Source organism: Pseudomonas khorasanensis (assembly GCF_014268505.2).
GTDB classification, from domain to species: domain Bacteria; phylum Pseudomonadota; class Gammaproteobacteria; order Pseudomonadales; family Pseudomonadaceae; genus Aquipseudomonas; species Aquipseudomonas khorasanensis.
In genome coordinates this window covers 419,156-442,112 of record NZ_JABWQP020000001.1, presented here as the reverse complement: position 1 = coordinate 442,112, position 22,957 = coordinate 419,156, and the positions used below count along the sequence as shown (strand labels likewise).

The window sequence follows — 22,957 nt, the reverse complement described above, 5'->3', positions numbered from 1 at the left end:
GTGCTAACCGATCTAGAAGCGCGCGTAGCGCTCAAAGAACTGATTGAAAAATATCTTAAGGGAAGAGATCCGGATTTCGACCGCCTGATCGAAATCGTTCAGGACCCTTCGCGTCAAGTTCCGATCAGGGGTGTACTTGAGGACATTCGACGATACAACAAGGTCCAGTACACGAAGCAGGAGCTTGAGCTGATCGACGACCTTTTGTACATGTATGGGTGAGACAAATCACTCGGTACGGGCGGATGATTGGAATATGGGCGCCTTTGATGAGCGTTCTTAAAGCTCGGCAGAAGCAGCGCAAGTCGTTTGGCTCATTCTGCACATCATTTTTGATATCTGGTATTACTCGATAGCATCAACGGACGACGCGCAGCTGTCGAGTAGTAGCGGACGCTCACGAGCGTCCGCTACTGTCCCCAAACGGACCCACTTGGTTCTCAGAAACCCTACAAAGAAACGCGCTTCCCCATGTACGTCAGACCTTCTGGCGAGCCAACAACTTTGAGTGCATTTTTGTAGCCATAGAACTGGCCTGGCTGCTTTCCATCAGGAATCGCGTCAAGACCATTTATTACAGCCGTGTTGCCACCGAACGACAAGAATCGGGGGGCATACGGAGATGTCCCGTCTGATACGTAAAGTGTAGAAGTTGGATTTTCGCGAGGTTGGCACCAAGAGTAATAGGAGTGCACAACGCCAGCTAGTACCTCACTAGCTGGGTCGCTTCTCGAGAAGACGACGACGTACGGACGCCAACTGCTCTCATGCTCACAAGACACACCAAGTGAGAAGTTACGCTCCGCTAGCTCGCCAATCAGATCGAGTACGGCTTTGGCTGCGTCCTCATCCAGCTTGTCTGGGTAGGAACCAACTCTGGCATTGTCGTCGATCCATGAAGGCCACCCGTAACCATGGACCATTTGACATGCCGCCTCTTTTACCGAGTAGAAAGGAATGGCATCAAAGTTCCTTGATTGGGATACCTGTCTTCTAGACTTGGCATTTTCAAAGGCGCTCGTTTCTAGAGCTATTGCCCAGTCAGTTCGTTGCAGCTTTGATTGAATCTCTAGGTCAAAAGTATTGAGAATTGCCGAAACCCAGCATCTGGGCCCTGTGCACAGCGATACCGGGAGATTTTTTTCTCGCAAATCCAGTGAACGGAAACCTTCAAAAATCTCGTCAAGCCCTAGCGCCCTTATCCCGTCGTAAACCAAAGTTTCTTGGATTGATTCTGCCTGGGTTTCTAATAGGATCAGGCCGGGTAACTTTCTTGTACTCATTTCCTCAAACAGCAGTGTAAGAGCAGGGACAATAGAGTGGCGTTGATTGCCAGTGAACACCACAGGGCCGTTCTCTGAGAACTCAAGATTAAGCTGGTACAGGGCAGTCAATGCTGCTTGATGGTTATCGCTCCGCCCAAGAATCGTCCAGAACGGGGTGTTCTTATCCAGTCCCAACCGACGAGATATATTTTCAACATCGGCTAGAGAGCGGAAGCCGCGAGACACGGCCACGGCGTGCTGACATACCTTTAGTGGATACTCGGTACCAAAAACAAGCTGGGAGTTTTTTTGGAGACGTTTGGCATCACGCTTCAACGCCGAGACGTTACGAACAACGGACGCAGTAAGACTGCGAATTAGAGAAAACGCCATTTTTTAGCCTTTGATGCCTACTTGGGCACCCTACGGTCAGAAAAATCGGCCCGCATAGAAATGGGAATTTCATTCAGGGCCATCAGTACAACAGTGCGTCCTTCTCAGGTTTCAATGCGCCGCACCAGCGCAGTAGAGACGGTAGCTCAAAACTTTCTCAATTTGCAAGATGAAGCCATGCTTGAGAGTCCCCCCGGATTTCGACAGCTTTTGGTAACCGCGCTTGATTAAGAGCAGGGTCTCACTCGTTCTCGCTGCGAGCCGAGTAATGCTTGCCAGCAGGTGCTTTCAACACTCACCCAATGTGAAGCCAAAATCGTCACTAGACACCTGAGCCGCTTCGTTAAGCCGCTGGCGCAGCGCAGCCATTAGCTGCCTCTCCACCTCCCACGGATCGGACATCGCAGCGAGCTGCGGTGCTAATTGAGGCGACATGCTCATCAATGATTGATTGAGCAAGCGTGCCGTCTCATACGCAGCCTTCTGTACGAAGCTGATTTCCACCAATTCGCCCTGTGCCTTACGAAACTCCATCTCCGCCATCCGCGCCAAGTAATGCTCGCGATGCGCTCGTGCTTTCTGGAAGTCTGGAGTCTGCCCCTGCGCAGGATCAACGGGCGGCGGCGCAGCCATGTTGGTCGGCTCGGATTGGGCTGCGACGTGACCGTACACATCACGCTGAAGCCGATCCTGTTGGTGGCGAGCAGCGACGGCAGCCTTGCTCGGGTCCGCGGTATCACGGATCAACGCTTCAGTGGCCTGAACATCGACTTGCTTTCCATTGGGGGACAGGACCAGTCGACCGTTTTCCTTCAGCCAGGTGATGTAACTCGGCGACCGTCCGATGTGCGCAGCAAAGGCGCTCTTTGACAGGTACGTAGCTGTGCTCATAAGCCCTCCTTTTCAGCGGCTTTTCAATGAATCCTTTCAAGATTTCAATGGATTGAAATTTCAGTAAGCTGGCGGGCCTCCCACTAACACGATCCCGCGGGTTTCCGACCCCGTGTCCTTTGAAAGTCCCCAGGGTCCCCGGCAGTTTTCTGCCGGTCCGGTCGGTCGAGCCTGCATCCGAGTGCCATGCCCTGCCCCATCCGTTTGGAAAGACGGACATCCCTGCGAAGGTTTCAGCTAGAGAGAATCCGCGAGTTCGATAACCCGTGTAGGGGGCGGCCCTCAGGGAGGACCCGTAAAAATCGGCGCCCTCCCGGGCCTGCCCGGCTCATGCCTTCGGCTCGGCCTCGCTCAGGTCCAGCCGCTTGGCCACCCAGCGCTCGTACAAGCCGATGGCGACATCGGCGCCGGCCATCGCAGTCAGGCAACCGAGGGCGCCGGCTGTCCAGATCGACAGGCCTGCACCGAACAGCAACATCATCGCTGACACGCCGCACACGATGCAGGCACCGGACCGAAGTGCGAGGCGGCGCAATAATGCCCAGCCTCTCGCCCCGTCTTTGTCGGCGCGCCACATCTCGCCGGACACACCGCCCACCAATGACAGGACAATCACCAACCAGATCGGCATCTCTGCCAGTGCCTGTTGCTCGTTCGTCATTGCCCTGCCCCTTAAACAAAAAAACCGGCGCAATGGCCGGGTCAGGTGGTGGATGGCCTGCCGCGCTTTGCGGTCGCACCCATCGAAGATGGCCCCTTTTTACAGGTCGATTCTGGTGGCAGCAAGACCGTTTTAATGCCATCCGGTGAATGTGTGGGTTACGCCCGGTGAACGGCTGGCGAATGTCGGTGAATATCTATCCCGGCTGTCTTTTGCTTTTACGGCGTCCCATGCGTCCCACCTCTCTAAAACTAGGTGGGACGTCTGAAAGCCCCGTAGATCGGGGCTTTGCCCCACCGTCCTACTTTTATCTCTCTTTTCTCGTGTATAGAAAGAATATTTAAAAACACGCGTGCGCGTGAACACGCGCATTGATGCCCGCTACGCATACACGGGCGGGAGGCATGAAAAAGGTGGGACGGTGGGACAGCCCAACAACGACGGGGCCTGCGCCCGTCCCACCACCGCAAAAAGCAGTGGGACGGAGGCAGGCCAGTGGGACGGCGTGAGCCAGAGTAATGCCCACGATCAAGCCGCTTCCCCCAGCAGGAAGTGCTCGACCACGATGTGAGCGTCATGCAGGCGTTGGTAGTAGAGGTTGCGTGTGCAGCCACTCTGAGCCAGACGCGCAGTCAAGGGCGCATCAGGCTGGAAGTAGTGCACCTTGACCACCGTCATCAGCTCGGGATCAAGGCGTTTCTTGACGATCCGCTCGATGTCCAGTGAGGCTTCCAGCGGCACCCTGCTCCCGCGCCTTCCGCGCACAAGCTGGCCACCGCTTTCCATCATCATCGCGACCATGTTGCCGCCCGAGTAACCGGCGGCGACCTCATCGCTGTGCAGCTCCTGCGCCCATTGCTTAAGGGCCATATCGATCGTTTTAATCATCGAAGCAAGGCTCCTCAAACGCAGGTTGTTCCAGCGCCGGCGCCCTGCCCCAACCCTCAGGTTTCTTGTACGCCCAAGGCCGCTGGCCGCTCTTGCTCAAGGCACCCAAACGGAACCGTCGCCACCCCAATCGATGCAGGATCGCTCCCACACGCATCTGCTCCGGTTTACCCCAATGACCGGGATCGAGCTTGAGCGCCTGACTCATCACCTCACTGCCGGTAGTGGTCTCGCCGATCTGCGACTCTTCAAGCCAGGTCAGGATGGGCGTTTCCCATTCGTCCACCACAAAGCGTTCGTCCTGCTCCTCGCTGAACATCGGCGCTTCCTCTCGCGTTACCCACCAGAGGTCGCCGGCCTCAAAGCAGAACATCGCTTCGGCCCAGAGCTGGTCGCGGATCTCGCGCAGCAGTGCCACGTCGACCTTGGTACAAGCCACCGGCCAATAACGGCGGTTGCCGGTGGCGTCCTTGAGGTACTCGTCCTGGTTGGTGGTACCGACGAAAACACACTGGCGTGGCACGTCCAACGTTCTGCGGCCATAGCTTTCGCGATAGGTGTCGGTCGAGGCCGAGAAGAACTGCTTGGCCTTGGTGCTCTCGGCCTTGTTGAAACTGTCCAGTTCGCCCAGCTCGACGATCCACTTACCGCGGATCGCTTGGAAGCCGTCCTTGTCACCGAGGGCAAACGGCGTATCCATGAACCACTCACCGCCGAGCACGCTCATGGCGGTCGATTTACCGGCGCCTTGTACGCCTTCGAGGATCATCACCGAGTCCGCCTTGCAGCCGGGCTTCATCACCCGCGCCACGGCCGAGATCATCCAGCGCTTGCCGACCTTGGACGTGTAGTCCGTTGTCTTCACGCCCATGACATCGGTCAGCCACCGCTCCAGGCGCGGCACACGATCCCATTCGAGTTTCTTCAAGTACTCACGCACCGGGTGAAAGGCATGGTCGTGGGCCACGACGCTGACGGCCTCGATCACGTGCGAGGACTTCACGCGCAGGTTGTACTGCTGAGCGAGCCACTTCATCACGCGCACGTCGTCGATGTCAGCCCACTCGCCGGTACAACCGCCATAAGGAGCAGCCCGCAGCTTGACGATCTTCGAACTGAAGGCGCAGTAGCTGATCACGCCGGCCCAGCGCTCGTCGTGAGCGAGGATCAGTTCCACGTTCTGCATGTGCGCGATCAAGGCGCCGCTTTCACTGCGGGCGAGTTGATCTTTCCATCCACCGGCAGCGGGCGGACGGACCACCGCGAGGACTTGTCGACGCACCGCGTCGAGGCCTTCGGCGACGTGCAGGTCGTTGAAGTCGGTCCATTTGTCGTGACGCTCGACAGAGAAGATCGGCGCGACCACCTGGGCGCCGACGATCAAGGCCGCATTACTCGCTTTCTCCTCACCAGGATTCCAGGCATCGCCATTAGGCTTGGCAGTCTTCCAGTCGTCATCGCGGCAGATGATCAGCGGGCAGCCGGCAAAACGCTCGCGCATGGCCTTACACACGGCGAGCAGGTTGCCCGCATCGAATGCCACGGCCACAGCGAGCGAGGTCGCCATGTGCAGGCTGGCGCCGGTGGCGTAACCCTCACAAACCAGCACCGGCTCACCCGGCTCTGGGTGCGGACCGAGCAAGTGAAAGGTGCCCTCCTTCGCCATGCCGTAAGGCCAGTAGGATTTGTCGCGGCCGGTGTCTTCCTGCTTGTTCGGGAAGATCACCTGCAGGCCCATAATCTGATCACGGGCATTCTTCATTGGGACCAGTACCGCACCAGTTCGTGGCGCGTATCGCACATTGATGCCAACGATCTGCTTGCGGTCCAGGTAGTCGCTGCGGCCTGTGGTCGGCATGCGCTCGAATAAACCCTGCGCCCTTTTCGCGGCCCGCCGCGCAGCGTTACTCGCGATTTCGGCGGCGCGGCGCTTGGCTTCTTCTTGGCGAGCGCGCATCACTTCACGCTCTTCGGGGGACATGCGACCGGCCTTGACCTTGATCTTCTGCGTCTCGCCCGAACGCCAGTCACCGAAAGCGCCAAAGATCAGCGTATCGCCCTTCTCCGTGCGCTGCTCGTGAACCACGTACCAGCCGTTCTTTTCCTTGCCCTTGTCCTGCGAAGTCTTGCAGCGGGTCAGTTTGCCGAACACCAGCGGCTGCGCCGGCTCCAGACCGTAATCGGCGAATTGGCCCAATACCTCATCGAGCATGCTGAATCCCCCGCTCAGAGAGGGATTGGCAGCTGATGCACTGCGAGCAGCCCGGTTGGGCCAAGCGCCGGGCTTCTGGAATCGGGTCGTCACAGGCTTCACAGAACAGCAAAGAATGAGCAGCGCTCTCTGCTTTGGCAGCGCTGCGCGCGGCCATGGCTTGATCGATACGTTCCTGCACCAGATCGTTGGCGAAATCGGCGATGTCAGCCACGGTCAGCACCTCGCGTCGTCTGGTTGACGTAGGTGGCGCGGTTGAACAACCCGAGCAGCCCTTGAATGCCCCGGAACACCTGCAGGCGAATCGCCGCGAGTTCCTGATCGGTGACCACACCGTCGCCGATGCTCTTGGCCCAGGTCTCGGCCAGATCAGCAACCTGGCGGAAGTATTCGGCGATGCCCGTCGTGAGCGTTTCGGGCATGTCGTGGGTATAGGTGTCGGCCAGTTCCTGCCAAATCGTGTCGCCGACCAGCGCATGCACCGCATCGAGAATGCGGCGGTCCTTGGTCAGTTCGAGGATCTCGCCGAACTCCTGAATGTTAATGGAGTGGCTCGGGTGGGTCGGCGACAGTTTGTGCTGCAGCGTGGTCGGGTTACGACCGGTCGTGGCAGCGATGGCAGCAGCGCCGCCCGGGTAATCGCGAGCGGCGTGGTATAGCGCTAAATCGAGCGGCAGGATTTCCCGCTGCGCCCGTTCCAGAGAACTCAGAGCAATTCGGCTCATGGCATTAATCCTAAAAGTTGCCAGTGCCGCGCGACAGAAGTTGGTGATACATTTGCCGCGTGGTCTGGAGAGGCCCAAAGCCGGCTAGGCTCGTAAGACCAACACCGGCACCGTGCCGGGGCGAACAATCCGTTGTTCACCCCTGGCGCAACAGCTGCCAGCTCTGTGGTAAGAACGGCAGCAACACCAAGGCTTCCGAGCCTTGGAAACGCGGTGAAGGTCGGCGGCATGTGGTGTGCTCGCCTTCCGACATCGCAACCCGACCGCATTGTGGTGATGCTATCGGGAGAAACTGGGCGACCCTTGGGTCGCCTTTTTTCTATGCGGCTTGGGACTCTTCCATTTCTGGAGGAAATACGTCATCAAGACTGCACGGCGCTCCTAGCTTATTGAGCGCTCTGACTATAGCTCTGCACTCCGTAAGCCCTGCGATTCGACGTCCTGCTTCGTAATTGCTTATACGTGCCTGAGTCCATCCAAGAGCTACAACGAGTTCCTTTTGCTTGATTCCAGCTTTCTCTCGGTGTTCAGCGATCAGATTCATGATGCCCTCCAATTAGCCGGAGCCATCTTAATCACGAATCGCAGATATTTCAACACGCAAAGTGATGATAAATAATTTCAAAGCGTGGTAAAAAAAGCACATGAACACACTCGGCGAACGTATTAAGCAATACCGCAAAGCCAAGGGCATGAGCCAACAAGCCCTTGCTTTCGCTTGCGGTTGGGAATCACAGTCTCGGATAGGCAATTACGAGAAAGGGGCTCGTCAGCCCAATCTCCACGACTTGCAAAAGATAGCGACAGCACTGGGAGTATCTTTTCCAGACTTGGTAGCAGGAAAAAATCGTTCCGACGTTGAGTCGTACTCAGACGCCATTCAAGGTCGGATTCGGTCTGAAGACCGTCTTGTGAGGGACTACGGAAGATCGAAAGACAAAGACCAACCTGTTAGCAGCCTTGTAGGCTGGGCTAAGGATGGAAAGGTGCCTGTGCTATCAAACGCGCAGCTTGGGAGTCAGGGCTTCTTCGACACGGTAGAACCGCCACCAGGGCAAGGTGAAGGTTACCTAAACATTCATAGCGATGACCCAGATGCCTATGGCATAAGAGTCATGGGCGATAGCCTGATGCCCCGCATAAAAAATGGCGAGTTCGTTCTTATAGAGCCGAACAAACGCTTCAGTAGCGGTGACGAGGTCATAGTCCGAACGTCCTCCGGCAAAGCGATGATCAAAGAGTTTATTTATCTCCGAGACGGAATGTACCGGTTGGATAGCGTCAATACCGATTACGAAACTCTTCACATTGCAGAACAAGAGGTGGAGGAAATCCATCTCGTAGGCGGAATATTGAAGTCATCACGATTTCTACACAGTGCCGCACCAATTTAATCACATTATGTGTTGACACAAGCAAGCACATTACGTGATATTTGCCTCACTCTTTACCACAGAGCGAGGCAATACCAATGCTTACCACCGCAACCTTGCATGTCCATCCGGCATGCGTCAGCAATCGCAAACTGATCGAACAGCTGCAGCTCGCCACGGGCTGTATGGTCGTCATTCATAACAGCAAACCCAAGCTTGTTGCCAAGTCCTGTCAGCCCTCTCCTATCGATCCAAACGGTGGAGGGCACGCGGCATGACCAAGTACAAAATCGACAACCGCACCCTGCAGTTGCTAAACGCCCAGGTCAACCTGACCGAGACCTTCAACCACGTCCTGCGCACAGCACAGAAGCGTGAATGCCTGGCATTCCGTCTCAAGGTTGAGCGCGGCGTAGTGGAAAGCACTTTTGTCGTGGAGCTGGGCAGCGAACGCCACACGCTGACCCTGCAGAACGACAAGACGATGCACCTCAAACTGGCCGGCTTTATTGAAGAGATTGCCAACGGTCCGCTCGACGCGAGCAACTCCAGCGACCTGGTGCATCTCCCGCATGCCGATCGTCAATACGGCCATTTTGATGTCCAGGACAAGCAGCGTGTGTTCGAACTGGTGCACACCGGGGGCGTGCTGAGCCTCGACATGGGTTTTGAACTTCCCCTGCATGTGGCGCTGCATCGCACCCATTCGCGCCGCGGCGTCACCGCCATCTTGAGCATCGGCAACAAGAGCCCGCATACGCGCTGCTTCACCTTGTACGACTCCGATGCCGAGATCTACGCAAAGCTCACTGAGTCCATCAACCATCTTGCTGCAGCAGCCACTCCAGCTGCGCACGCTGCATAGGAGGACGCCATGGAACGCACCCTCGCCCAAGCAGCCGCTCAACTCGGCCTCACTCGCCCCAAACTGATCACTCTCATGCGGGAAAAAGGTTTGCTCAAGGGAAACTTGCCGGCGGACCCGAAGCGCGACAAAGCGTACCTGCGGGTCAAGGACAGTCCCTGGTATGACGAGAAACACGGAATGCAGTACAGCCAGTCGACTCGGGTGAAGCAGGCCGGTATCCGCTGGTTGGCCGAGCAGTTGGACATCGATCTTCCTGCCATCCCGGCAGATCGCCGTGACGTGGCCTAGGGAGTACGCCCGCCAGATCGTTGCCATGCGCACACGCGAGGAGCGCAACGCCGCGCTCCTCGAAGTGCCCGAACATCTGCGCGAGCTGACCAGACGCCACTGCCTGAACGCCTGGAACCACCCGGCACGACAACAACGCAAGGAGGCTCGACAAGCCCATGAGTAACGCCGCACAGAATCCGCTTCGCCTGCATCCGGCGCCCGAATCGGCCACCGTCGAACTGCTGTATCGAATCTTCGGTGACGTCCTGATCCCGCTGGAAAAAATCCGCGAGCAGTACTTTCGCAATCTCAACGAGCAGTCGTTCGTGACAGAAATCAACAGCGGCCGGATCCAGCTCCCGATCACCACGCTGGACACCAGCCGCAAGGCGCTGAAGTACGCGCACATCCGCCACGTTGCCTCGCTGATCGACATCCGCGCCTACAAGGCTGATGAAGATATGCAGCGGCAGCAGGACGGCCAACGCCAAACGGCACCCACACCATTGACGGTTGTCACCACCAGCCAATGACTTACGAGGAGCACATAACATGACAGCAATTCAAATTTGCGCACTCATCACCCTGATCGCTTTCGCCGGACTACTCATTTGGGCTGGTTACAAGATGGGCCACATCGACGGAAAATCTGCGGGACTAAAAGAAAGAGACGAAATTCAGCGCGCCGAAAGCGTCAAGCCCATTCGTGAACTACAAGCAAAGCTCGACTTCTTCCAGCCAGACCATCAGCGCCTGGTACAGCGATGCAAGCAACAGGATAAGGATCCGCGCCTCGGCGAATTAGAGCGTCCAACACTGCTGGATATCGCCGAGAAGCTCAGGATCGCAGCCGAGACATTCGCCGCACTCCGTACCAGGAAAAAAAAACTGGAACGCGAAACCAGAGCCTTGCGCCAGCTAGCTCTCGCCATGGCCTGCTCTCTGCACGCAGCAAGTGAAGGAGAAGCAGCATGAACGGCACGCTCTCCTACTTCGGACCAACTCATTATCGGATCTCAGAGCAATGCGGCGAACAATCTCGCCTGCGAGCACGAATGTCGACCGCTTTGCTCTTCGACGACACGCGAGTCGATACCCACGAAATTAAAAGCCTCTGCTGCGCAGCAGCAGGCATTAATGCTTTTCCTCAAGCCGCTACCGAGGCATCTACCCCACACCAAAAGCTGCGCCGGGCAGCGCCTCCCAATGCAACGCTGAACGCTCAGAAACGCTCGCCCGCACAGCTTGCCGAGGGGTATACGCAGTGTGATGAGGCGGCAGCACCATCGCTGCCGACCTATCACCTCGACAAGATTCCAGAAGACAAGATGGCCGAACTGGTCGGTACCACGCGCCGGGCATTGCAAGGCAAGCGCGCCCGAGGCGTCATTCCCAAGGGGGTTTGGAACAGCATCGATAGCCGCATTTATTACAGTCTAAGGAGATACGAAGCATGGCTCGAGAGCCAATGGGATTGCCCACCGGAGTTGAATTTGCTGGACAGTCCGTCCGCATTCGCTTCACCTGGAACGGGCAACGCCGTTGCGAAACCCTCCCCTATCCCCAAACGCCGAAGGGGATTAAGGCTGCCGCCGACTTACGCGCTAACGTAACCAGCCTAATTAAGCATGGCGTGCTGGATGATCAGCGCTACGCCGAGCTGTTCCCCAATTCTACATATGCCAGCTACTCAGCGACTCCACGTTTCGGGGAGTACGCCCAGGAGTGGCTCAACAGTCGCGAGATCGTGGCCGGGACTCGAAAGAACTACCTAGGCTCGCTCAATCTGTACTGGATGCCCTATCTGGCGACGTTACCCATGGACAGCATCACGTCGGTGATGCTGCGCAAAGTGGTAGCGAGCACTGAATGGCCGACGCCGGGCGTGAAGCGCGCGGCGATCCAGCGTCTAACCACGGTGTTCGGTACCGCGGTGAAAGACGGCCTGATCAACCGTAACCCGGTGGAATCCATCGAGCTGCCGGTGAAGGCCAAGAAACCCATTGATCCGTTCACGGTGGCAGAGGCCAACCAGATCATCGATCACCTATATAAGACGCTGACCCACTCAATGCGGATCTATGCGGCCTACTTCGAGTTCGCCTTCTACACTGGCATGCGCCCCAGTGAGATCGCGGCGCTGCGCTGGGAGGAGGTCGACAAGGAGAAGCGACTGGTCAACGTGTGTCGGATTGTCGCGGATTACAAGATCGAGGAGCGAACCAAAACCCGCAACGGACGCCAGGTCATGCTCAACAGCCGAGCACTGCATGCCATCGAGCAGGCCGAACTGTTGGCGAAGCAACGTGCTTTGCCAAGCCGGCGCAAACGCACCGAATCGATCTATGTGTTCCCGCCCACCAAGAACTTCGAGTTCATCCAGCAATCGAGCGTGACCGACAAACACTTCCAGGCTGCACTGACTGAATTGGGGATTCGCGCCCGCCGGCAATACAACTGCCGACACACATACGCTACCATGTGCCTCATGGCGGGTATGAACCCTGCGTTTATTGCCACTCAGCTCGGTCATAGCGTTCAGATGTTGCTATCGACTTACGCCCGATGGATCAATTCCAGCACTGACTGGGGTGAAATCGGTAAGCTCGAAAACAGCTTGATTGGTACAAAATTGGTACAGGCAGAAACAGTACCCCTCTGAAACCCTTATGGAATCAGCCCCTGTGACACTGGAACAGAACTACACCGCGATTCTCGGCCAATTGGGCGAGGACGTGTCCCGCGAGGGCCTGCTCGACACGCCGAAGCGTGCCGCCAAAGCCATGCAGTACCTCTGCCGCGGTTATGCACAGACGCTCGAAGAGGTCACCAATGGTGCCCTGTTCAGCTCCGACAACAGCGAAATGGTGCTGGTCAAGGACATCGAGCTGTATTCGTTGTGCGAACACCACCTGCTGCCGTTCATCGGTAAAGCGCACGTTGCCTACATCCCGAGCGGCAAAGTGCTGGGCCTCTCGAAGGTCGCGCGGATCGTCGACATGTATGCGCGCCGCCTGCAGATTCAGGAAAACCTCAGCCGCCAGATCGCCGATGCGGTGCAGCAAGTCACCGGCGCGCTGGGCGTGGCCGTCGTGATCGAAGCCAAGCACATGTGCATGATGATGCGCGGTGTCGAGAAGCAGAATTCGTCGATGATCACTTCGGTGATGCTCGGTGAGTTCCGCGAAAACGCGGCAACCCGCAGCGAATTCCTCAGCCTCATCAAGTAATTCGCGACAAAAAGAGCCGGCGTTGATCGCCGGTTTTTTTTCGCCCGTGAAAAATCGGGTAAGCTGCGCGCCTTCTTTCATGTCCCTTGTGAGGCTTGTCCCGTGTTCGTCAAAGCCCTTCGTGTCGGCCTCGGCCAACTGGTTATCTTCATCGATTTCATCACCCGTCCCGGCAAGAAAAAACGCCCGGCCGCTGCTCAGGCTCAAGTGGATGCCGCGGCAAAAGACCTGACGCTGTATCAGTTCCACGCCTGCCCGTTCTGCGTGAAAACCCGCCGCGCCTTGCATCGTCTGAACGTACCGGTGGCGCTCAAGGACGCGAAGAACAATGAGCAGGATCGGCAGACACTGCTGGAACAGGGCGGAAGGATCAAAGTGCCTTGCCTGCGCATTGAAGAGAATGGACAGACCACCTGGATGTACGAATCCAAGGCGATCATTGATTATCTGGACAAGCGCTTTGCTGCAGTCTGATGGTTGTGAGCGATGCCTGCTCGCGATGAGCCCCCACCGACACCGCACCTTTCAGACAAATAAACCGGCCCTCAAGCCGGTTTATTTGTTTCAGGCCGCCCTCTCCAACTGTGCCTGCCGCACCACCGCCGCCAACCGCTTGAGCCCTTCATCCAGTCGCGCTGGATCGATGTGGCTGAAATTCAGGCGCAAGTGCCCATGATGGTTATCCGGGTCGGGAAAAAACGGCTCACCCGGCATAAACGCCACATCATTGGCCAATGCCTCGTTGAGCAACGTTCGCGTATCCAGCGGCTGCTTGAGCGTCAGCCAGAAAAACAGCCCGCCCTGCGGCATGTTCCAGTCAGCCAGATCTGAGAAATGCGTTTGCAGAGCAGTCTGAAAAGTATCGCGCCGCTGTCGATAGAAATCGCGCAGCTCGCTTAAGTGCTGCTGATACTTCTGCGTGCCTATCCATTGCAACGCCTGCCATTGGCCGATCCGATTGGTGTGCAGATCGGCCGATTGTTTGAGCTTGAGCAGGTGGGGAAACAAGTCCGGACTGGCGATCAGGTAACCGACGCGCAAACCTGGCAACAGGGTTTTCGACACGGTACCGGTGTAGACCCAGCTGGCTTTTTCCAGTCGCGCAGCAATCGGTTTGGCGCTGCCACCGTCAAACGTCAATTCGCGGTAAGGCTCATCCTCGATCAGGGTGACGCCGAATTCATCAAGCAGGGCGGCGACCGCTGCGCGCCTGGCCTCGCTGTAACGCACCGCAGACGGATTCTGAAAGGTCGGGATCAGGTAGATAAACGCAGGCTGATGCTGTTCCAGACGACGGCGCAATTGCGCCAGGTTCGGACCGTCGGCTTCCTGGGGCACGGTCAGGCACTCAGCGCCGAACAACTGGAAAATTTGCAGCGCAGCCAGATAAGTCGGTGCTTCCAGCAAGATTTCAGTGCCCCTGTCGATGTACAGCTTGGCCGCCAGATCAAGGGTTTGCTGGGAGCCGCTGACCACCAACACCTGACTCGCCTTGCAGTCCAGCCCCAGCGCTCTAGCCTCTTGCGCCAGCGCTTCGCGCAACGCCGGCTCGCCTTCGCTCATGCCGTATTGGCCGAGCGACAGTGGCATGTCAGCCCATTCGACCTTCGGCAACATCGCTTCGGCCGGCAAGCCACCGGCGAATGACATCACCTCGGGACGCTGGGCGGCGGCGAGGATTTCTCGGATCAAAGAACTTTTCAGGCGCGAGACACGTTCGGAAAAAGCCATGGGAGTCACCGTAGCGAGGCGTAACAAAAATGAGTCAAACTGGTTGACTGAAACTACGACAGCTTGAGCGAGTGCGTCAATATGATTGACCTTAAAAATCCGTCCAGTCAGCAACAGGCCATGGAAGCGTTTTTCTTCGGCTACCAGGCATTCACCGCCAAGGCTGACGAAATGCTGGAGCGGCGCGGCCTCTCGCGCGTGCATCAGCGCATTGTTTTTTTCATCGCGCGCTATCCGAACTTGAGCGTCAAGGAGTTGCTGGCCTTGCTCGGCGTGAGTAAACAGGCGTTGAACATACCCCTGCGCCAGCTGCAGGAGATGCATCTGGTCGACAGCGTGGCCAGCGACACGGACAAGCGTAAGCGGCTGCTGGCGCTGACGGCGGAAGGTGCGAAGTTTGAGCAGGCGTTGCGACGCGAGCAGGTGAAGTTGCTTGAGCGGGTGTTTGCCGAGGCTGGAGAAGCGGCGGTGAATGGATGGTTGGCGGTGAATCTGGCGCTGGGGGGCGGGCATAGCGCGTTTGAATGAATCAACCGGCGCCTCGCGAGTAGGCTCGCTCCCACATTGGAACCGCATTCTCCTGTGGGAGCGAGCCCGCCCGCGAATCGAACTTGATAGCCATATATCCCTATCAGCAAAAAAACTGCAGACAAAACAAAAAACAATATTTGCTTTATTTGTACACAAAAGCATAATCCACTGCGTGCGAGTTCCTGACTACACGGTCAACAAATTCGCGTATGCCTCAAAGGGCCGCTGCCGCCCCTCATGGGTCCGGCCCTGGAAATAACAATAAAACTCTTGAGGAGTACTCGCTGTGGAAAGCCGCAAATCCGAAGCACCGCCGCTCGAGCTCACGCCGCCATTACGTAATGGCCTGCTGGAGCGCCTGTTCAAACTCAGCTTGCATGGCACCACGGTGAAGACCGAGCTGATTGCCGGTCTGACAACCTTCATCACCATGGCTTACATCATCTTCGTCAACCCGAACATCATGGCCGATGCCGGGATCGATCACGGTGCAGCCTTCGTCGCCACCTGTATCGCCGCCGCGCTGGGCTGCCTGTTGATGGGCCTGTACGCCAACTGGCCGGTCGGCCTGGCGCCGGGCATGGGCCTTAACGCGTTCTTCACCTACACCGTGGTCGGCACCATGGGCTACAACTGGGAAACCGCCCTCGGCGCGGTGTTTATCTCGGGTGTGCTGTTCATGTTCCTGACTTTTTCGCGGATTCGGGAATGGCTGCTCAACAGCATTCCGGTCAGCCTGCGCTTTGCGATGGGCGCCGGTGTCGGCTTGTTTCTAGGCCTGATCGGACTGAAGACGGCTGGCATCGTCGTCGACAGCCCGGCGACGCTGATCAAACTCGGCTCGTTGCGTGAACCAGGCCCGCTGCTTGCGGCCATCTGCTTTCTGATGATCGCCATCCTCAGTTATCACAAAGTGTTTGGCGCGATCCTGATCAGCATCATCACCGTCACCCTCGCCGGTTGGGGCCTGGGCTTGGTGCAGTATCAAGGCATCATGTCCGCCCCGCCGAGCCTGGCGCCGACGTGGATGGCAATGGACGTCGCCGGTGTGTTCAACATCAGCATGATCAGCGTCGTGCTGGCTTTCCTCTTCGTGCATATGTTCGACACCGCCGGCACGTTGATGGGCGTTGCCCAGCGCGCCAATCTGGTCGGTGCTGACGGTCGTATCGAAAACCTTTCTCGCGCCCTGAAAGCCGACAGCGCTTCCAGCGTATTCGGCGCTGTGGTCGGCGTACCTCCGGTGACAAGCTACGTGGAAAGTGCTGCCGGCGTGGCCGCTGGTGGTCGGACTGGTCTTACCGCAGTCACCGTGGGTGTGCTATTTATAGCGGCGATGTTTTTCGCCCCGCTGGCCGGCATGATCCCTGCTTACGCTACAGCCGGTGCGCTGATTTACGTGGCGATGCTGATGATGGGCGGCATGGCCCACATTGAATGGGACGAAGCGACTGACGCCATTCCGGCGATTGTCACGGCGATCATGATGCCGCTGACCTTTTCGGTGGCGGACGGCATTGCACTGGGCTTCATCACCTACGTCGCGCTGAAGGCCGGCACGGGCAAGTTCAAGGAAATCTCCGTCAGCCTTTGGGTGCTTTGCGCGATCTTCATCGCCAAGTTCATCTTCCTGTAAGCGCTGCGCGGATCAAGCTTCAAACCAGCCTCACCCTTGCGGGTGGGGCTTTTGTACATCTTGATAACAACAAAGGAGCAAAGCGATGAGTCTGGAAACCTGGCTGCTGTTCAGTGGCGCTGCATTGGTGGTGATCCTGATTCCAGGGCCGCTGTCGTTGCTGATGATCAGCAACAGTCTGAATTATGGATTGCGCCGGTCCTATCCGGCGTTTCTGGGTGGCGTGATTGCCTCGATCTGTCTGCTCAGCGCTTCGGCCCTGGGGCTGGGCGCTTTGCTGCTGGCGTCGGAACAGTTGTTCGGCGCGCTGAAAGTCGTCGGCGCGTTGTACCTGTTCTATCTCGCCTGGCAGAGCTGGCAGCAATCGCGTCAGCCCTCGGTGGGCGCCGAAGTGCCTCAGGCTGCGCCGGTGCCACGCTTTCGCACGCTGTTCGGGCGAGCCTTTGTGCTGGGCGCGAGCAACCCGAAAGACATTCTGTTCTTCGCCGCGTTTCTGCCGCAGTTTCTCAGCGCGCAACAGCCGTTCCTGCCGCAGTTGCTGATCATGATTGCAACGTGGGTGGTGCTCGATCTTGGCTGCAAACTGGCCTACGGGCTAGGCGCACATGGCGCAGCGCGCTACCTGCGCAGTGGCAAGGGCCAGAGCTGGTTTAACCGGATCAGTGCCGGGTTGTTCAGCGGCGCGGGTGCTGCGTCCCTGTTGAGCCGCTAACAGCAAAAAGCATCGCGAGCAGGCTCACGCCCTACAGGCTGATTTTCCAGACGCAGGGGTGAGCCTGCTCGCGATGGCTTTATCCTGGAATCGACTTTTTCATGGACGAAAAAAAGCCCGCAGTGTGAGCGGGCGAAAGACCAAAGAAGCTATATGCGCAGTCGCTTCCCGGTGGGGGCAGCTGCTTGGGGTCAGCTGCCCCGGTACGTGGAATAGCTGTACGGCGAAATCAACAGCGGTACGTGGTAATGGTCCTGTTCGGCAGAAATGCCGAAGCGCAACACAACCACGTCCAGAAAAGCCGGCTCCGGTAACTGAACACCACGGGCGCGGTAGTAATCGCCGGCGTGAAACTGAACCTGATAGACCCCGGTACGGTAGTCATCGCCTTGCAGCAGCGGCGCATCGACCCGGCCGTCGCTGTTGGTGACCGCACTGGCGACCAATTCCAGATGCGAACCTTCAACGCGGTACAGCTCGACCTTGATCGAACTGCCCGGGCAACCGTGTGCAGCGTCCAAAACGTGTGTAGTCAAACGTCCCATTGATTCTGCGCGCCTGCCTGCGTGGAGCAGTCAGACTTCGCGCCTCCCGAAGTCAGTTGAAAGGAGACCGCACTGTTTCGATGCACGAAAAAGCTGCGGCGAGCGACTGATTAAGACACTTTTCAAAAAAATTGTACACAATAAAAACGACATTTTTCACCTCACCCCCGCCATCCGGGCTTTCACCGTCGATTGACGGGCAAGGCGCCTGAACATTGAACCTTCTGTTCATTAGCTGACTGGTCAGGCAGGTTTCTTGCAGGCTTCGCTCCTTAACAGTAAAAGATGACAGCCGGTGAAAAATGCGAAAATTCAGGCTTACAAAATACGAATAAAGTTGTATACAATCAGCCCATCGCTGTGACGCCAGCCTGCCAGGCCGCCACATACATCTGTCAACGAACAAGAAGGAAGACTGCAGTGAGCGCTGACTACCCACGCGACCTGATCGGTTACGGCAGTAACCCTCCTCACCCACACTGGCCGGGTAATGCCCGCATCGCCCTGTCGTTCGTGCTCAATTACGAAGAAGGCGGCGAGCGCAACATTCTGCACGGCGACAAGGAATCCGAAGCCTTCCTGTCCGAGATGGTGGCCGCTCAGCCTTTGCAAGGCGCGCGCAACATGAGCATGGAATCGCTTTACGAGTATGGCAGCCGTGCCGGCGTCTGGCGGATCCTCAAACTGTTCAAGGAATTCGACATTCCGTTGACCATCTTCGCCGTCGCCATGGCCGCTCAGCGCCACCCGGATGTGATCCGCGCGATGGTCGAGGCCGGCCATGAAATCTGCAGCCACGGCTACCGCTGGATCGACTACCAGTACATGGACGAAGCACAGGAACGCGAGCACATGCTCGAAGCGATCCGCATCCTCACCGAACTCACCGGCGAACGCCCGCTGGGCTGGTACACCGGCCGCACCGGTCCAAATACCCGCCGCCTGGTGATGGAGGAAGGCGGTTTCCTCTACGACTGCGACACTTACGACGACGACCTGCCCTACTGGGAACCCAACAACCCGACCGGCAAGCCGCACCTGGTGATCCCGTACACCCTCGACACCAACGACATGCGCTTCACGCAAGTGCAGGGTTTCAACAAGGGTGACGACTTCTTCGAATACCTCAAAGACGCGTTCGACGTGCTCTACGCCGAAGGCGCCGAAGCGCCGAAAATGCTGTCGATCGGTCTGCACTGCCGCCTGATCGGCCGTCCGGGTCGCCTCGCTTCGCTCAAACGCTTCATCGAATACGCCAAAAGTCATGAACAGGTCTGGTTCAGCCGTCGCGTCGACATCGCACGCCACTGGCATGAAACCCACCCGTACCAAGAGGCCGCAAAATGAGCCGCTTTCAAACCCTGCAACCGTCGACCCTGAGCCGCGACGCTTTCGTCAAAGCCTTCGCTGACATCTATGAACATTCGCCATGGGTGGCTGAGAAGGCCTACGACCTGGGCGCAGACGCCTCGATCGACGAGATCGAAACTCTGCACCAGCGCATGAGCGACATCTTGTTGAGCGCCGATCACGCCAGTCAGCTGGCACTGATCAACGCTCACCCGGACCTGGCCGGCAAAGCCGCCGTCCAGGGGCAACTCACCGAAGCCAGCACCAACGAACAGGCTGGCGCCGGTATTCACCAATGCACGGCCGAAGAGTTCCAGCGCTTCACCGAGCTGAACGACGCCTACAAGGCCAAGTTCAAGTTTCCCTTCATCATGGCGGTAAAAGGCAGCAACCGGCATCAGATCCTCGCGGCGTTCGAAACGCGCATCAACAATTCGGTAGAAGCCGAATTCAAGTGCGCGCTGGCGGAGATCAACAAGATTGCCCTGTTCCGTTTACTGACCCTATAGCGAGCCTGGACGGGGCGATACTGAACGCAAACGTCGCCCAGCGCCCGGCAAGCATCCCCAGCCAACTTATCAAAGGCAGACAAGAAGAATGAAAGCTTACGCCGTACCTTTCGAAAAATTCGTCAACCTGGCCGATGCCCGTCTGGGCACCAAAATCATCTCGGTCACCGATGACTGGTTCGCAGACGCCAATCGTCTGTTCCAACCGACCCCGGCCGTGTGGAAGGAGGGCGTGTTCGATGACAACGGCAAGTGGATGGACGGCTGGGAATCGCGCCGCAAGCGCTTCGAAGGTTTCGACAGCGCGGTGATCCGTCTGGGCGTACCGGGCTCGATCAAAGGCGTGGACATCGACACTTCATTCTTCACCGGCAACTACCCGCCATCGGCGTCGCTGGAAGCGTGCTCCCTGGCCTCCGGCGAGCCGGATGAAAACACCCAGTGGACTGAAGTGCTGTCGGCCGTCGAGCTGCAGGGCAACAGCCACCACTACCACGAAATCAGCAACGACCAGGCGTTCAGCCACCTGCGCTTCAACATCTACCCGGACGGCGGTGTTGCCCGTCTGCGCGTTTACGGTATTCCATTCCGTGACTGGTCCGCTGTCGGCGACAACGAGCAAGTAGACCTGGCCGCCGCCCTGAACGGTGGCCGCGCCCTCGCCTGCTCCGACGAACATTTCGGTCGCATGAGCAACATCCTCAACCCGGGCCGTGGCATCAACATGGGCGACGGCTGGGAAACCGCACGTCGTCGTACCCCGGGCAATGACTGGGTCATCGTTGCGCTGGGCCACCCGGGCGAGATCGAGAAAATCGTCGTCGACACCCTGCACTTCAAAGGCAACTACCCGGACACCTGCTCGATCCAGGGCGCATTCGTCAAGGGTGGCACTGACAGCCAGATCGAAACCCAGTCGCTGTTCTGGCGCGAATTGCTGCCAAGCCAGAAGCTGGAAATGCACGCCGAACACACCTTCGTCGAGCAGATCAAGGCGCTGGGCCCGATCACCCACATCCGCCTGAACGTGTTCCCGGACGGTGGTGTGAGTCGCCTGCGCGTTCTCGGCAAGGTTGCTAAATAAGGTTGGTCCCAATCGCGGGCAAGCCCGCTCCCACAGGGATCTGAGGTGTACACAAGACCTGTGGGAGCTGGCTTGCCAGCGATGACAATAGAACAGACAACACTGAATCCGGATAAGAAGAACAGCATGCGCACACTGACGATTGAACCGCTGACCAAAGAAGCCTTCGCCCCTTTCGGTGACGTGATCGAAACCGACGGCAGCGATCACTTCATGATCAACAACGGTTCGACCATGCGCTTCCACAAACTGGCGACGGTCGAAACCGCGCAGCCTGAGGACAACGCGATCATCAGTATTTTCCGCGCCGACGCGCAGGACATGCCGCTGACCGTTTGCATGCTGGAACGCCATCCGCTGGGCAGCCAGGCTTTCATCCCGCTGCTCGGCAACCCCTTTCTGATCGTGGTCGCGCCACTTGGCGATGAACCTGTATCAGGCTTGGTCCGCGCCTTCGTCACCAACGGCAGGCAGGGCATTAATTACCATCGCGGCGTCTGGCACCACCCGGTGCTGACGATCGAAAAGCGGGATGACTTCCTGGTGGTTGATCGCAGTGGCACAGGCAATAACTGCGATGAGCATTTTTTCAAAGAGGATGAGCGTTTGATCCTCGCCCCCCACCAATAAGAGAAGGTCTGAGCACCCGACAACAAGGGTGACAGGCGAGAGGTAAAGACTGTGGAAGCACATCTGTTGGAATGGCTGAACCTGAGCGTGCGCTGGGTTCACATGATCACTGGCGTGGCCTGGATCGGCGCGTCGTTCTACTTCGTCTGGCTGGAGAACAACCTCAACCGCGTCAACCCCAAAACCGGTCTGGCCGGTGATCTGTGGGCGATCCACGGCGGCGGTATCTACCACCTGGAAAAATACAAACTGGCTCCACCCTCCATGCCGGACAACCTGCACTGGTTCAAGTGGGAAGCCTATTTCACCTGGTTGTCGGGGATCGCGCTGCTGTGCGTGGTGTTCTACTCCAACCCGACGCTTTACCTGCTGGCGCCGGGAAGCGGCCTGACCGGGCCGGAAGGCGTGGCCATCGGTATCGGCTCGCTGTTCGTCGGCTGGTTCGTCTACTCCTTTCTGTGCGACTCGGCGCTGGGCAAACGCCCTGCTCTGCTCGGCTTCATCCTGTTCGTGCTGATCATTGCCGCCGCGTATGGCTTCAGCAAAGTGTTCAGCGGTCGTGGCGCGTACCTGCATGTGGGCGCGATCATCGGCACCATCATGGTCGGCAACGTGTTCCGCATCATCATGCCGGCGCAGCGCGCACTGGTCGCGGCGATTGCCGAGAACCGCACGCCCGATCCGGCACTGCCCGCCAAAGGCCTGCTGCGTTCGCGTCACAACAACTACTTCACTCTGCCAGTGCTGTTCATCATGATCAGCAACCACTTCCCGAGCACTTATGGCAGCCAGTACAACTGGTTGATCCTGGCCGGGATCGCGGTGTTGGCGGTGTTGGTGCGTCACTACTTCAACACCCGTCACGACAGCCACAAGTTCGCCTGGACCCTGCCGGTAGCGGCAGTGGGCATGATCAGTCTGGCGTACGTCACTGGCCCGGCGCCAATGTCGACGGCACCTGACGTGGCCAAGGCGCCTGCGAAAATCGAGTACCAGCCGCTGCCGGAAACGGCACTGGGCGGTGGCGCGAAACCGGCTGAAGCGGCGCAACCGGCAGCCCCCGCACAAGCACCGGCGCAAGCCTCCAATGCCGGTCCCGGTTTTGACAAGGTGCACAACGTGATTCAGGAGCGGTGCACGGTCTGCCACTCGGCCAAGCCGACCAGCCCGTTGTTCAGCGCGGCACCTGGCGGAGTGATGCTCGATACACCTGAGCAGATCCGTCAGAACGCGGCGCGGATCCAGGCACAAGCCATCACCACGCAGATCATGCCACTGGGCAACATCACACAGATGACCCAGCAGGAACGTGACCTGATCGGTGCATGGATTGCCCAGGGAGCGCAGACCAATTAATTGTTGAAAGCATCGCTGGCAAGCCAGCTCCCACAGGGTTTTGCAGTGCCTGTGTGGGAGCTGGCTTGCCAGCGATTGGCCGCGACGCGGTCAACCG

The 22,957-nt window shown here is 58.0% G+C and carries 29 protein-coding genes; 19 read left to right on the top strand and 10 right to left on the bottom strand.

Annotated features, from left to right (window positions below):
• Window positions 1-222 (top strand): hypothetical protein, encoded by a 222-nt coding sequence (locus tag HU727_RS02170; protein ID WP_186534170.1) that lies wholly within the window; start codon window positions 1-3, stop codon window positions 220-222.
• A 227-nt stretch (window positions 223-449) separates the two neighbouring features.
• On the opposite strand, the gene HU727_RS02165 is transcribed toward HU727_RS02170, so the two are convergent.
• The 8 genes from HU727_RS02165 to HU727_RS02130 all read right to left on the bottom strand — a co-directional run bounded on the left by HU727_RS02165 (window position 450) and on the right by HU727_RS02130 (window position 7,579).
• Entirely contained in the window at window positions 450-1,658 is a 1,209-nt protein-coding gene (locus HU727_RS02165; RefSeq protein ID WP_186534171.1) for a hypothetical protein, read from the bottom strand.
• Window positions 1,659-1,946: 288 nt separating this feature from the next.
• Window positions 1,947-2,549 carry a terminase small subunit gene (locus HU727_RS02160; protein ID WP_186534172.1) on the bottom strand — a complete coding sequence of 201 codons (603 nt, stop codon included), beginning with the start codon at window positions 2,547-2,549 and terminating at the stop codon, window positions 1,947-1,949.
• Between the two features lie 328 nt (window positions 2,550-2,877).
• Complete coding sequence (locus HU727_RS02155) at window positions 2,878-3,210, bottom strand: phage holin family protein (protein ID WP_098963871.1); 333 nt, start codon at window positions 3,208-3,210, stop codon at window positions 2,878-2,880.
• A gap of 528 nt (window positions 3,211-3,738) precedes the next feature.
• On the bottom strand, window positions 3,739-4,098 hold the full coding sequence (locus HU727_RS02150) for a PA0613 family protein (RefSeq protein ID WP_186534173.1): 360 nt from the start codon (window positions 4,096-4,098) through the stop codon (window positions 3,739-3,741).
• Window positions 4,091-6,310 carry a VapE domain-containing protein gene (locus tag HU727_RS02145; RefSeq protein WP_186534174.1) on the bottom strand — a complete coding sequence of 740 codons (2,220 nt, stop codon included), beginning with the start codon at window positions 6,308-6,310 and terminating at the stop codon, window positions 4,091-4,093. The genes HU727_RS02150 and HU727_RS02145 overlap by 8 nt, the downstream gene beginning before the upstream one ends.
• The gene (locus tag HU727_RS02140; RefSeq protein WP_008080171.1) at window positions 6,300-6,524 is read right to left on the bottom strand and encodes a TraR/DksA family transcriptional regulator; all 225 of its coding nucleotides are present in this window, start codon (window positions 6,522-6,524) and stop codon (window positions 6,300-6,302) included. The genes HU727_RS02145 and HU727_RS02140 overlap by 11 nt, the downstream gene beginning before the upstream one ends.
• Window positions 6,517-7,035, bottom strand: a complete 519-nt coding sequence (locus tag HU727_RS02135) for a phage regulatory CII family protein (protein ID WP_019649393.1) — start codon at window positions 7,033-7,035, stop codon at window positions 6,517-6,519. The genes HU727_RS02140 and HU727_RS02135 overlap by 8 nt, the downstream gene beginning before the upstream one ends.
• Before the next feature lie 319 nt (window positions 7,036-7,354).
• Entirely contained in the window at window positions 7,355-7,579 is a 225-nt protein-coding gene (locus tag HU727_RS02130) for a helix-turn-helix transcriptional regulator (RefSeq protein ID WP_045123078.1), read from the bottom strand.
• Between the two features lie 100 nt (window positions 7,580-7,679).
• On the opposite strand from HU727_RS02130, the gene HU727_RS02125 reads away from it, so the two are divergent.
• The 10 genes from HU727_RS02125 to HU727_RS02085 all read left to right on the top strand — a co-directional run bounded on the left by HU727_RS02125 (window position 7,680) and on the right by HU727_RS02085 (window position 13,250).
• On the top strand, window positions 7,680-8,429 hold the full coding sequence (locus HU727_RS02125) for an XRE family transcriptional regulator (protein WP_186534175.1): 750 nt from the start codon (window positions 7,680-7,682) through the stop codon (window positions 8,427-8,429).
• 253 nt (window positions 8,430-8,682) lie between these two features.
• Window positions 8,683-9,273 (top strand): hypothetical protein, encoded by a 591-nt coding sequence (locus HU727_RS02120; RefSeq protein ID WP_186534176.1) that lies wholly within the window; start codon window positions 8,683-8,685, stop codon window positions 9,271-9,273.
• A 9-nt stretch (window positions 9,274-9,282) separates the two neighbouring features.
• On the top strand, window positions 9,283-9,564 hold the full coding sequence (locus HU727_RS02115) for a phage antirepressor KilAC domain-containing protein (RefSeq protein WP_186534177.1): 282 nt from the start codon (window positions 9,283-9,285) through the stop codon (window positions 9,562-9,564).
• Window positions 9,551-9,730 carry a hypothetical protein gene (locus HU727_RS02110; protein ID WP_139315800.1) on the top strand — a complete coding sequence of 60 codons (180 nt, stop codon included), beginning with the start codon at window positions 9,551-9,553 and terminating at the stop codon, window positions 9,728-9,730. Before HU727_RS02115 ends, HU727_RS02110 begins: the two co-directional genes overlap by 14 nt.
• On the top strand, window positions 9,723-10,079 hold the full coding sequence (locus HU727_RS02105) for a pyocin activator PrtN family protein (protein ID WP_075948748.1): 357 nt from the start codon (window positions 9,723-9,725) through the stop codon (window positions 10,077-10,079). The genes HU727_RS02110 and HU727_RS02105 overlap by 8 nt, the downstream gene beginning before the upstream one ends.
• A gap of 19 nt (window positions 10,080-10,098) precedes the next feature.
• On the top strand, window positions 10,099-10,521 hold the full coding sequence (locus tag HU727_RS02100) for a hypothetical protein (protein WP_186534178.1): 423 nt from the start codon (window positions 10,099-10,101) through the stop codon (window positions 10,519-10,521).
• A complete protein-coding gene (locus tag HU727_RS25930; protein ID WP_367616963.1) occupies window positions 10,518-11,159 on the top strand; it encodes a hypothetical protein in 642 nt (213 codons plus the stop codon). Before HU727_RS02100 ends, HU727_RS25930 begins: the two co-directional genes overlap by 4 nt.
• Window positions 11,060-12,208 carry a tyrosine-type recombinase/integrase gene (locus tag HU727_RS02095; RefSeq protein ID WP_367616975.1) on the top strand — a complete coding sequence of 383 codons (1,149 nt, stop codon included), beginning with the start codon at window positions 11,060-11,062 and terminating at the stop codon, window positions 12,206-12,208. Before HU727_RS25930 ends, HU727_RS02095 begins: the two co-directional genes overlap by 100 nt.
• A gap of 22 nt (window positions 12,209-12,230) precedes the next feature.
• Window positions 12,231-12,776, top strand: coding sequence for a GTP cyclohydrolase I FolE (folE, locus tag HU727_RS02090; RefSeq protein ID WP_205970537.1), 546 nt, complete (start codon window positions 12,231-12,233; stop codon window positions 12,774-12,776).
• Window positions 12,777-12,878: 102 nt separating this feature from the next.
• Window positions 12,879-13,250 (top strand): glutathione S-transferase N-terminal domain-containing protein, encoded by a 372-nt coding sequence (locus tag HU727_RS02085; RefSeq protein ID WP_186534180.1) that lies wholly within the window; start codon window positions 12,879-12,881, stop codon window positions 13,248-13,250.
• Window positions 13,251-13,340: 90 nt separating this feature from the next.
• Here HU727_RS02085 and HU727_RS02080 read toward each other — a convergent pair whose 3' ends face one another.
• Window positions 13,341-14,507 carry an aminotransferase-like domain-containing protein gene (locus HU727_RS02080; protein WP_186534181.1) on the bottom strand — a complete coding sequence of 389 codons (1,167 nt, stop codon included), beginning with the start codon at window positions 14,505-14,507 and terminating at the stop codon, window positions 13,341-13,343.
• A gap of 81 nt (window positions 14,508-14,588) precedes the next feature.
• Here HU727_RS02080 and HU727_RS02075 point away from each other — a divergent pair, with 81 nt between their 5' ends.
• The 3 genes from HU727_RS02075 to HU727_RS02065 all read left to right on the top strand — a co-directional run bounded on the left by HU727_RS02075 (window position 14,589) and on the right by HU727_RS02065 (window position 17,386).
• Window positions 14,589-15,035, top strand: a complete 447-nt coding sequence (locus tag HU727_RS02075; protein ID WP_186534182.1) for a MarR family winged helix-turn-helix transcriptional regulator — start codon at window positions 14,589-14,591, stop codon at window positions 15,033-15,035.
• A 289-nt stretch (window positions 15,036-15,324) separates the two neighbouring features.
• On the top strand, window positions 15,325-16,674 hold the full coding sequence (locus HU727_RS02070) for an NCS2 family permease (protein ID WP_186534183.1): 1,350 nt from the start codon (window positions 15,325-15,327) through the stop codon (window positions 16,672-16,674).
• An 85-nt stretch (window positions 16,675-16,759) separates the two neighbouring features.
• Entirely contained in the window at window positions 16,760-17,386 is a 627-nt protein-coding gene (locus tag HU727_RS02065) for a LysE family translocator (RefSeq protein WP_186534184.1), read from the top strand.
• A gap of 191 nt (window positions 17,387-17,577) precedes the next feature.
• Here HU727_RS02065 and uraH read toward each other — a convergent pair whose 3' ends face one another.
• On the bottom strand, window positions 17,578-17,931 hold the full coding sequence (gene uraH, locus HU727_RS02060) for a hydroxyisourate hydrolase (RefSeq protein WP_007913983.1): 354 nt from the start codon (window positions 17,929-17,931) through the stop codon (window positions 17,578-17,580).
• Window positions 17,932-18,351: 420 nt separating this feature from the next.
• Between uraH and puuE the strand changes: the two genes are divergently transcribed.
• The 5 genes from puuE to HU727_RS02035 all read left to right on the top strand — a co-directional run bounded on the left by puuE (window position 18,352) and on the right by HU727_RS02035 (window position 22,860).
• Window positions 18,352-19,278, top strand: coding sequence for an allantoinase PuuE (gene puuE, locus HU727_RS02055; RefSeq protein WP_186534185.1), 927 nt, complete (start codon window positions 18,352-18,354; stop codon window positions 19,276-19,278).
• On the top strand, window positions 19,275-19,790 hold the full coding sequence (uraD, locus tag HU727_RS02050) for a 2-oxo-4-hydroxy-4-carboxy-5-ureidoimidazoline decarboxylase (protein WP_016773760.1): 516 nt from the start codon (window positions 19,275-19,277) through the stop codon (window positions 19,788-19,790). The genes puuE and uraD overlap by 4 nt, the downstream gene beginning before the upstream one ends.
• 88 nt (window positions 19,791-19,878) lie before the next feature.
• Window positions 19,879-20,874, top strand: a complete 996-nt coding sequence (gene alc, locus HU727_RS02045; RefSeq protein ID WP_186534186.1) for an allantoicase — start codon at window positions 19,879-19,881, stop codon at window positions 20,872-20,874.
• A gap of 126 nt (window positions 20,875-21,000) precedes the next feature.
• Entirely contained in the window at window positions 21,001-21,504 is a 504-nt protein-coding gene (locus HU727_RS02040) for an ureidoglycolate lyase (RefSeq protein WP_016982872.1), read from the top strand.
• A gap of 51 nt (window positions 21,505-21,555) precedes the next feature.
• Window positions 21,556-22,860, top strand: a complete 1,305-nt coding sequence (locus HU727_RS02035; RefSeq protein WP_186534187.1) for a urate hydroxylase PuuD — start codon at window positions 21,556-21,558, stop codon at window positions 22,858-22,860.
• Window positions 22,861-22,957: the final 97 nt, after the last annotated feature.

Excerpts from the sequence above, each read along its gene's own strand:
- HU727_RS02165 (WP_186534171.1), bottom strand. The coding sequence starts at position 1,658 with ATGGCGTTTTCTCTAATTCGCAGTCTTACTGCGTCCGTTGTTCGTAAC.
- HU727_RS02160 (WP_186534172.1), bottom strand. The coding sequence starts at position 2,549 with ATGAGCACAGCTACGTACCTGTCAAAGAGCGCCTTTGCTGCGCACATC.
- HU727_RS02155 (WP_098963871.1), bottom strand. The coding sequence starts at position 3,210 with ATGACGAACGAGCAACAGGCACTGGCAGAGATGCCGATCTGGTTGGTG.
- HU727_RS02150 (WP_186534173.1), bottom strand. The coding sequence starts at position 4,098 with ATGATTAAAACGATCGATATGGCCCTTAAGCAATGGGCGCAGGAGCTG.
- HU727_RS02145 (WP_186534174.1), bottom strand. The coding sequence starts at position 6,310 with ATGCTCGATGAGGTATTGGGCCAATTCGCCGATTACGGTCTGGAGCCG.
- HU727_RS02135 (WP_019649393.1), bottom strand. The coding sequence starts at position 7,035 with ATGAGCCGAATTGCTCTGAGTTCTCTGGAACGGGCGCAGCGGGAAATC.
- HU727_RS02130 (WP_045123078.1), bottom strand. The coding sequence starts at position 7,579 with ATGAATCTGATCGCTGAACACCGAGAGAAAGCTGGAATCAAGCAAAAG.
- HU727_RS02125 (WP_186534175.1), top strand. The coding sequence starts at position 7,680 with ATGAACACACTCGGCGAACGTATTAAGCAATACCGCAAAGCCAAGGGC.
- HU727_RS02120 (WP_186534176.1), top strand. The coding sequence starts at position 8,683 with ATGACCAAGTACAAAATCGACAACCGCACCCTGCAGTTGCTAAACGCC.
- HU727_RS02115 (WP_186534177.1), top strand. The coding sequence starts at position 9,283 with ATGGAACGCACCCTCGCCCAAGCAGCCGCTCAACTCGGCCTCACTCGC.
- HU727_RS02105 (WP_075948748.1), top strand. The coding sequence starts at position 9,723 with ATGAGTAACGCCGCACAGAATCCGCTTCGCCTGCATCCGGCGCCCGAA.
- HU727_RS02100 (WP_186534178.1), top strand. The coding sequence starts at position 10,099 with ATGACAGCAATTCAAATTTGCGCACTCATCACCCTGATCGCTTTCGCC.
- HU727_RS25930 (WP_367616963.1), top strand. The coding sequence starts at position 10,518 with ATGAACGGCACGCTCTCCTACTTCGGACCAACTCATTATCGGATCTCA.
- HU727_RS02080 (WP_186534181.1), bottom strand. The coding sequence starts at position 14,507 with ATGGCTTTTTCCGAACGTGTCTCGCGCCTGAAAAGTTCTTTGATCCGA.
- HU727_RS02075 (WP_186534182.1), top strand. The coding sequence starts at position 14,589 with ATGATTGACCTTAAAAATCCGTCCAGTCAGCAACAGGCCATGGAAGCG.
- HU727_RS02065 (WP_186534184.1), top strand. The coding sequence starts at position 16,760 with ATGAGTCTGGAAACCTGGCTGCTGTTCAGTGGCGCTGCATTGGTGGTG.
- uraH (WP_007913983.1), bottom strand. The coding sequence starts at position 17,931 with ATGGGACGTTTGACTACACACGTTTTGGACGCTGCACACGGTTGCCCG.
- uraD (WP_016773760.1), top strand. The coding sequence starts at position 19,275 with ATGAGCCGCTTTCAAACCCTGCAACCGTCGACCCTGAGCCGCGACGCT.
- alc (WP_186534186.1), top strand. The coding sequence starts at position 19,879 with ATGAAAGCTTACGCCGTACCTTTCGAAAAATTCGTCAACCTGGCCGAT.
- HU727_RS02040 (WP_016982872.1), top strand. The coding sequence starts at position 21,001 with ATGCGCACACTGACGATTGAACCGCTGACCAAAGAAGCCTTCGCCCCT.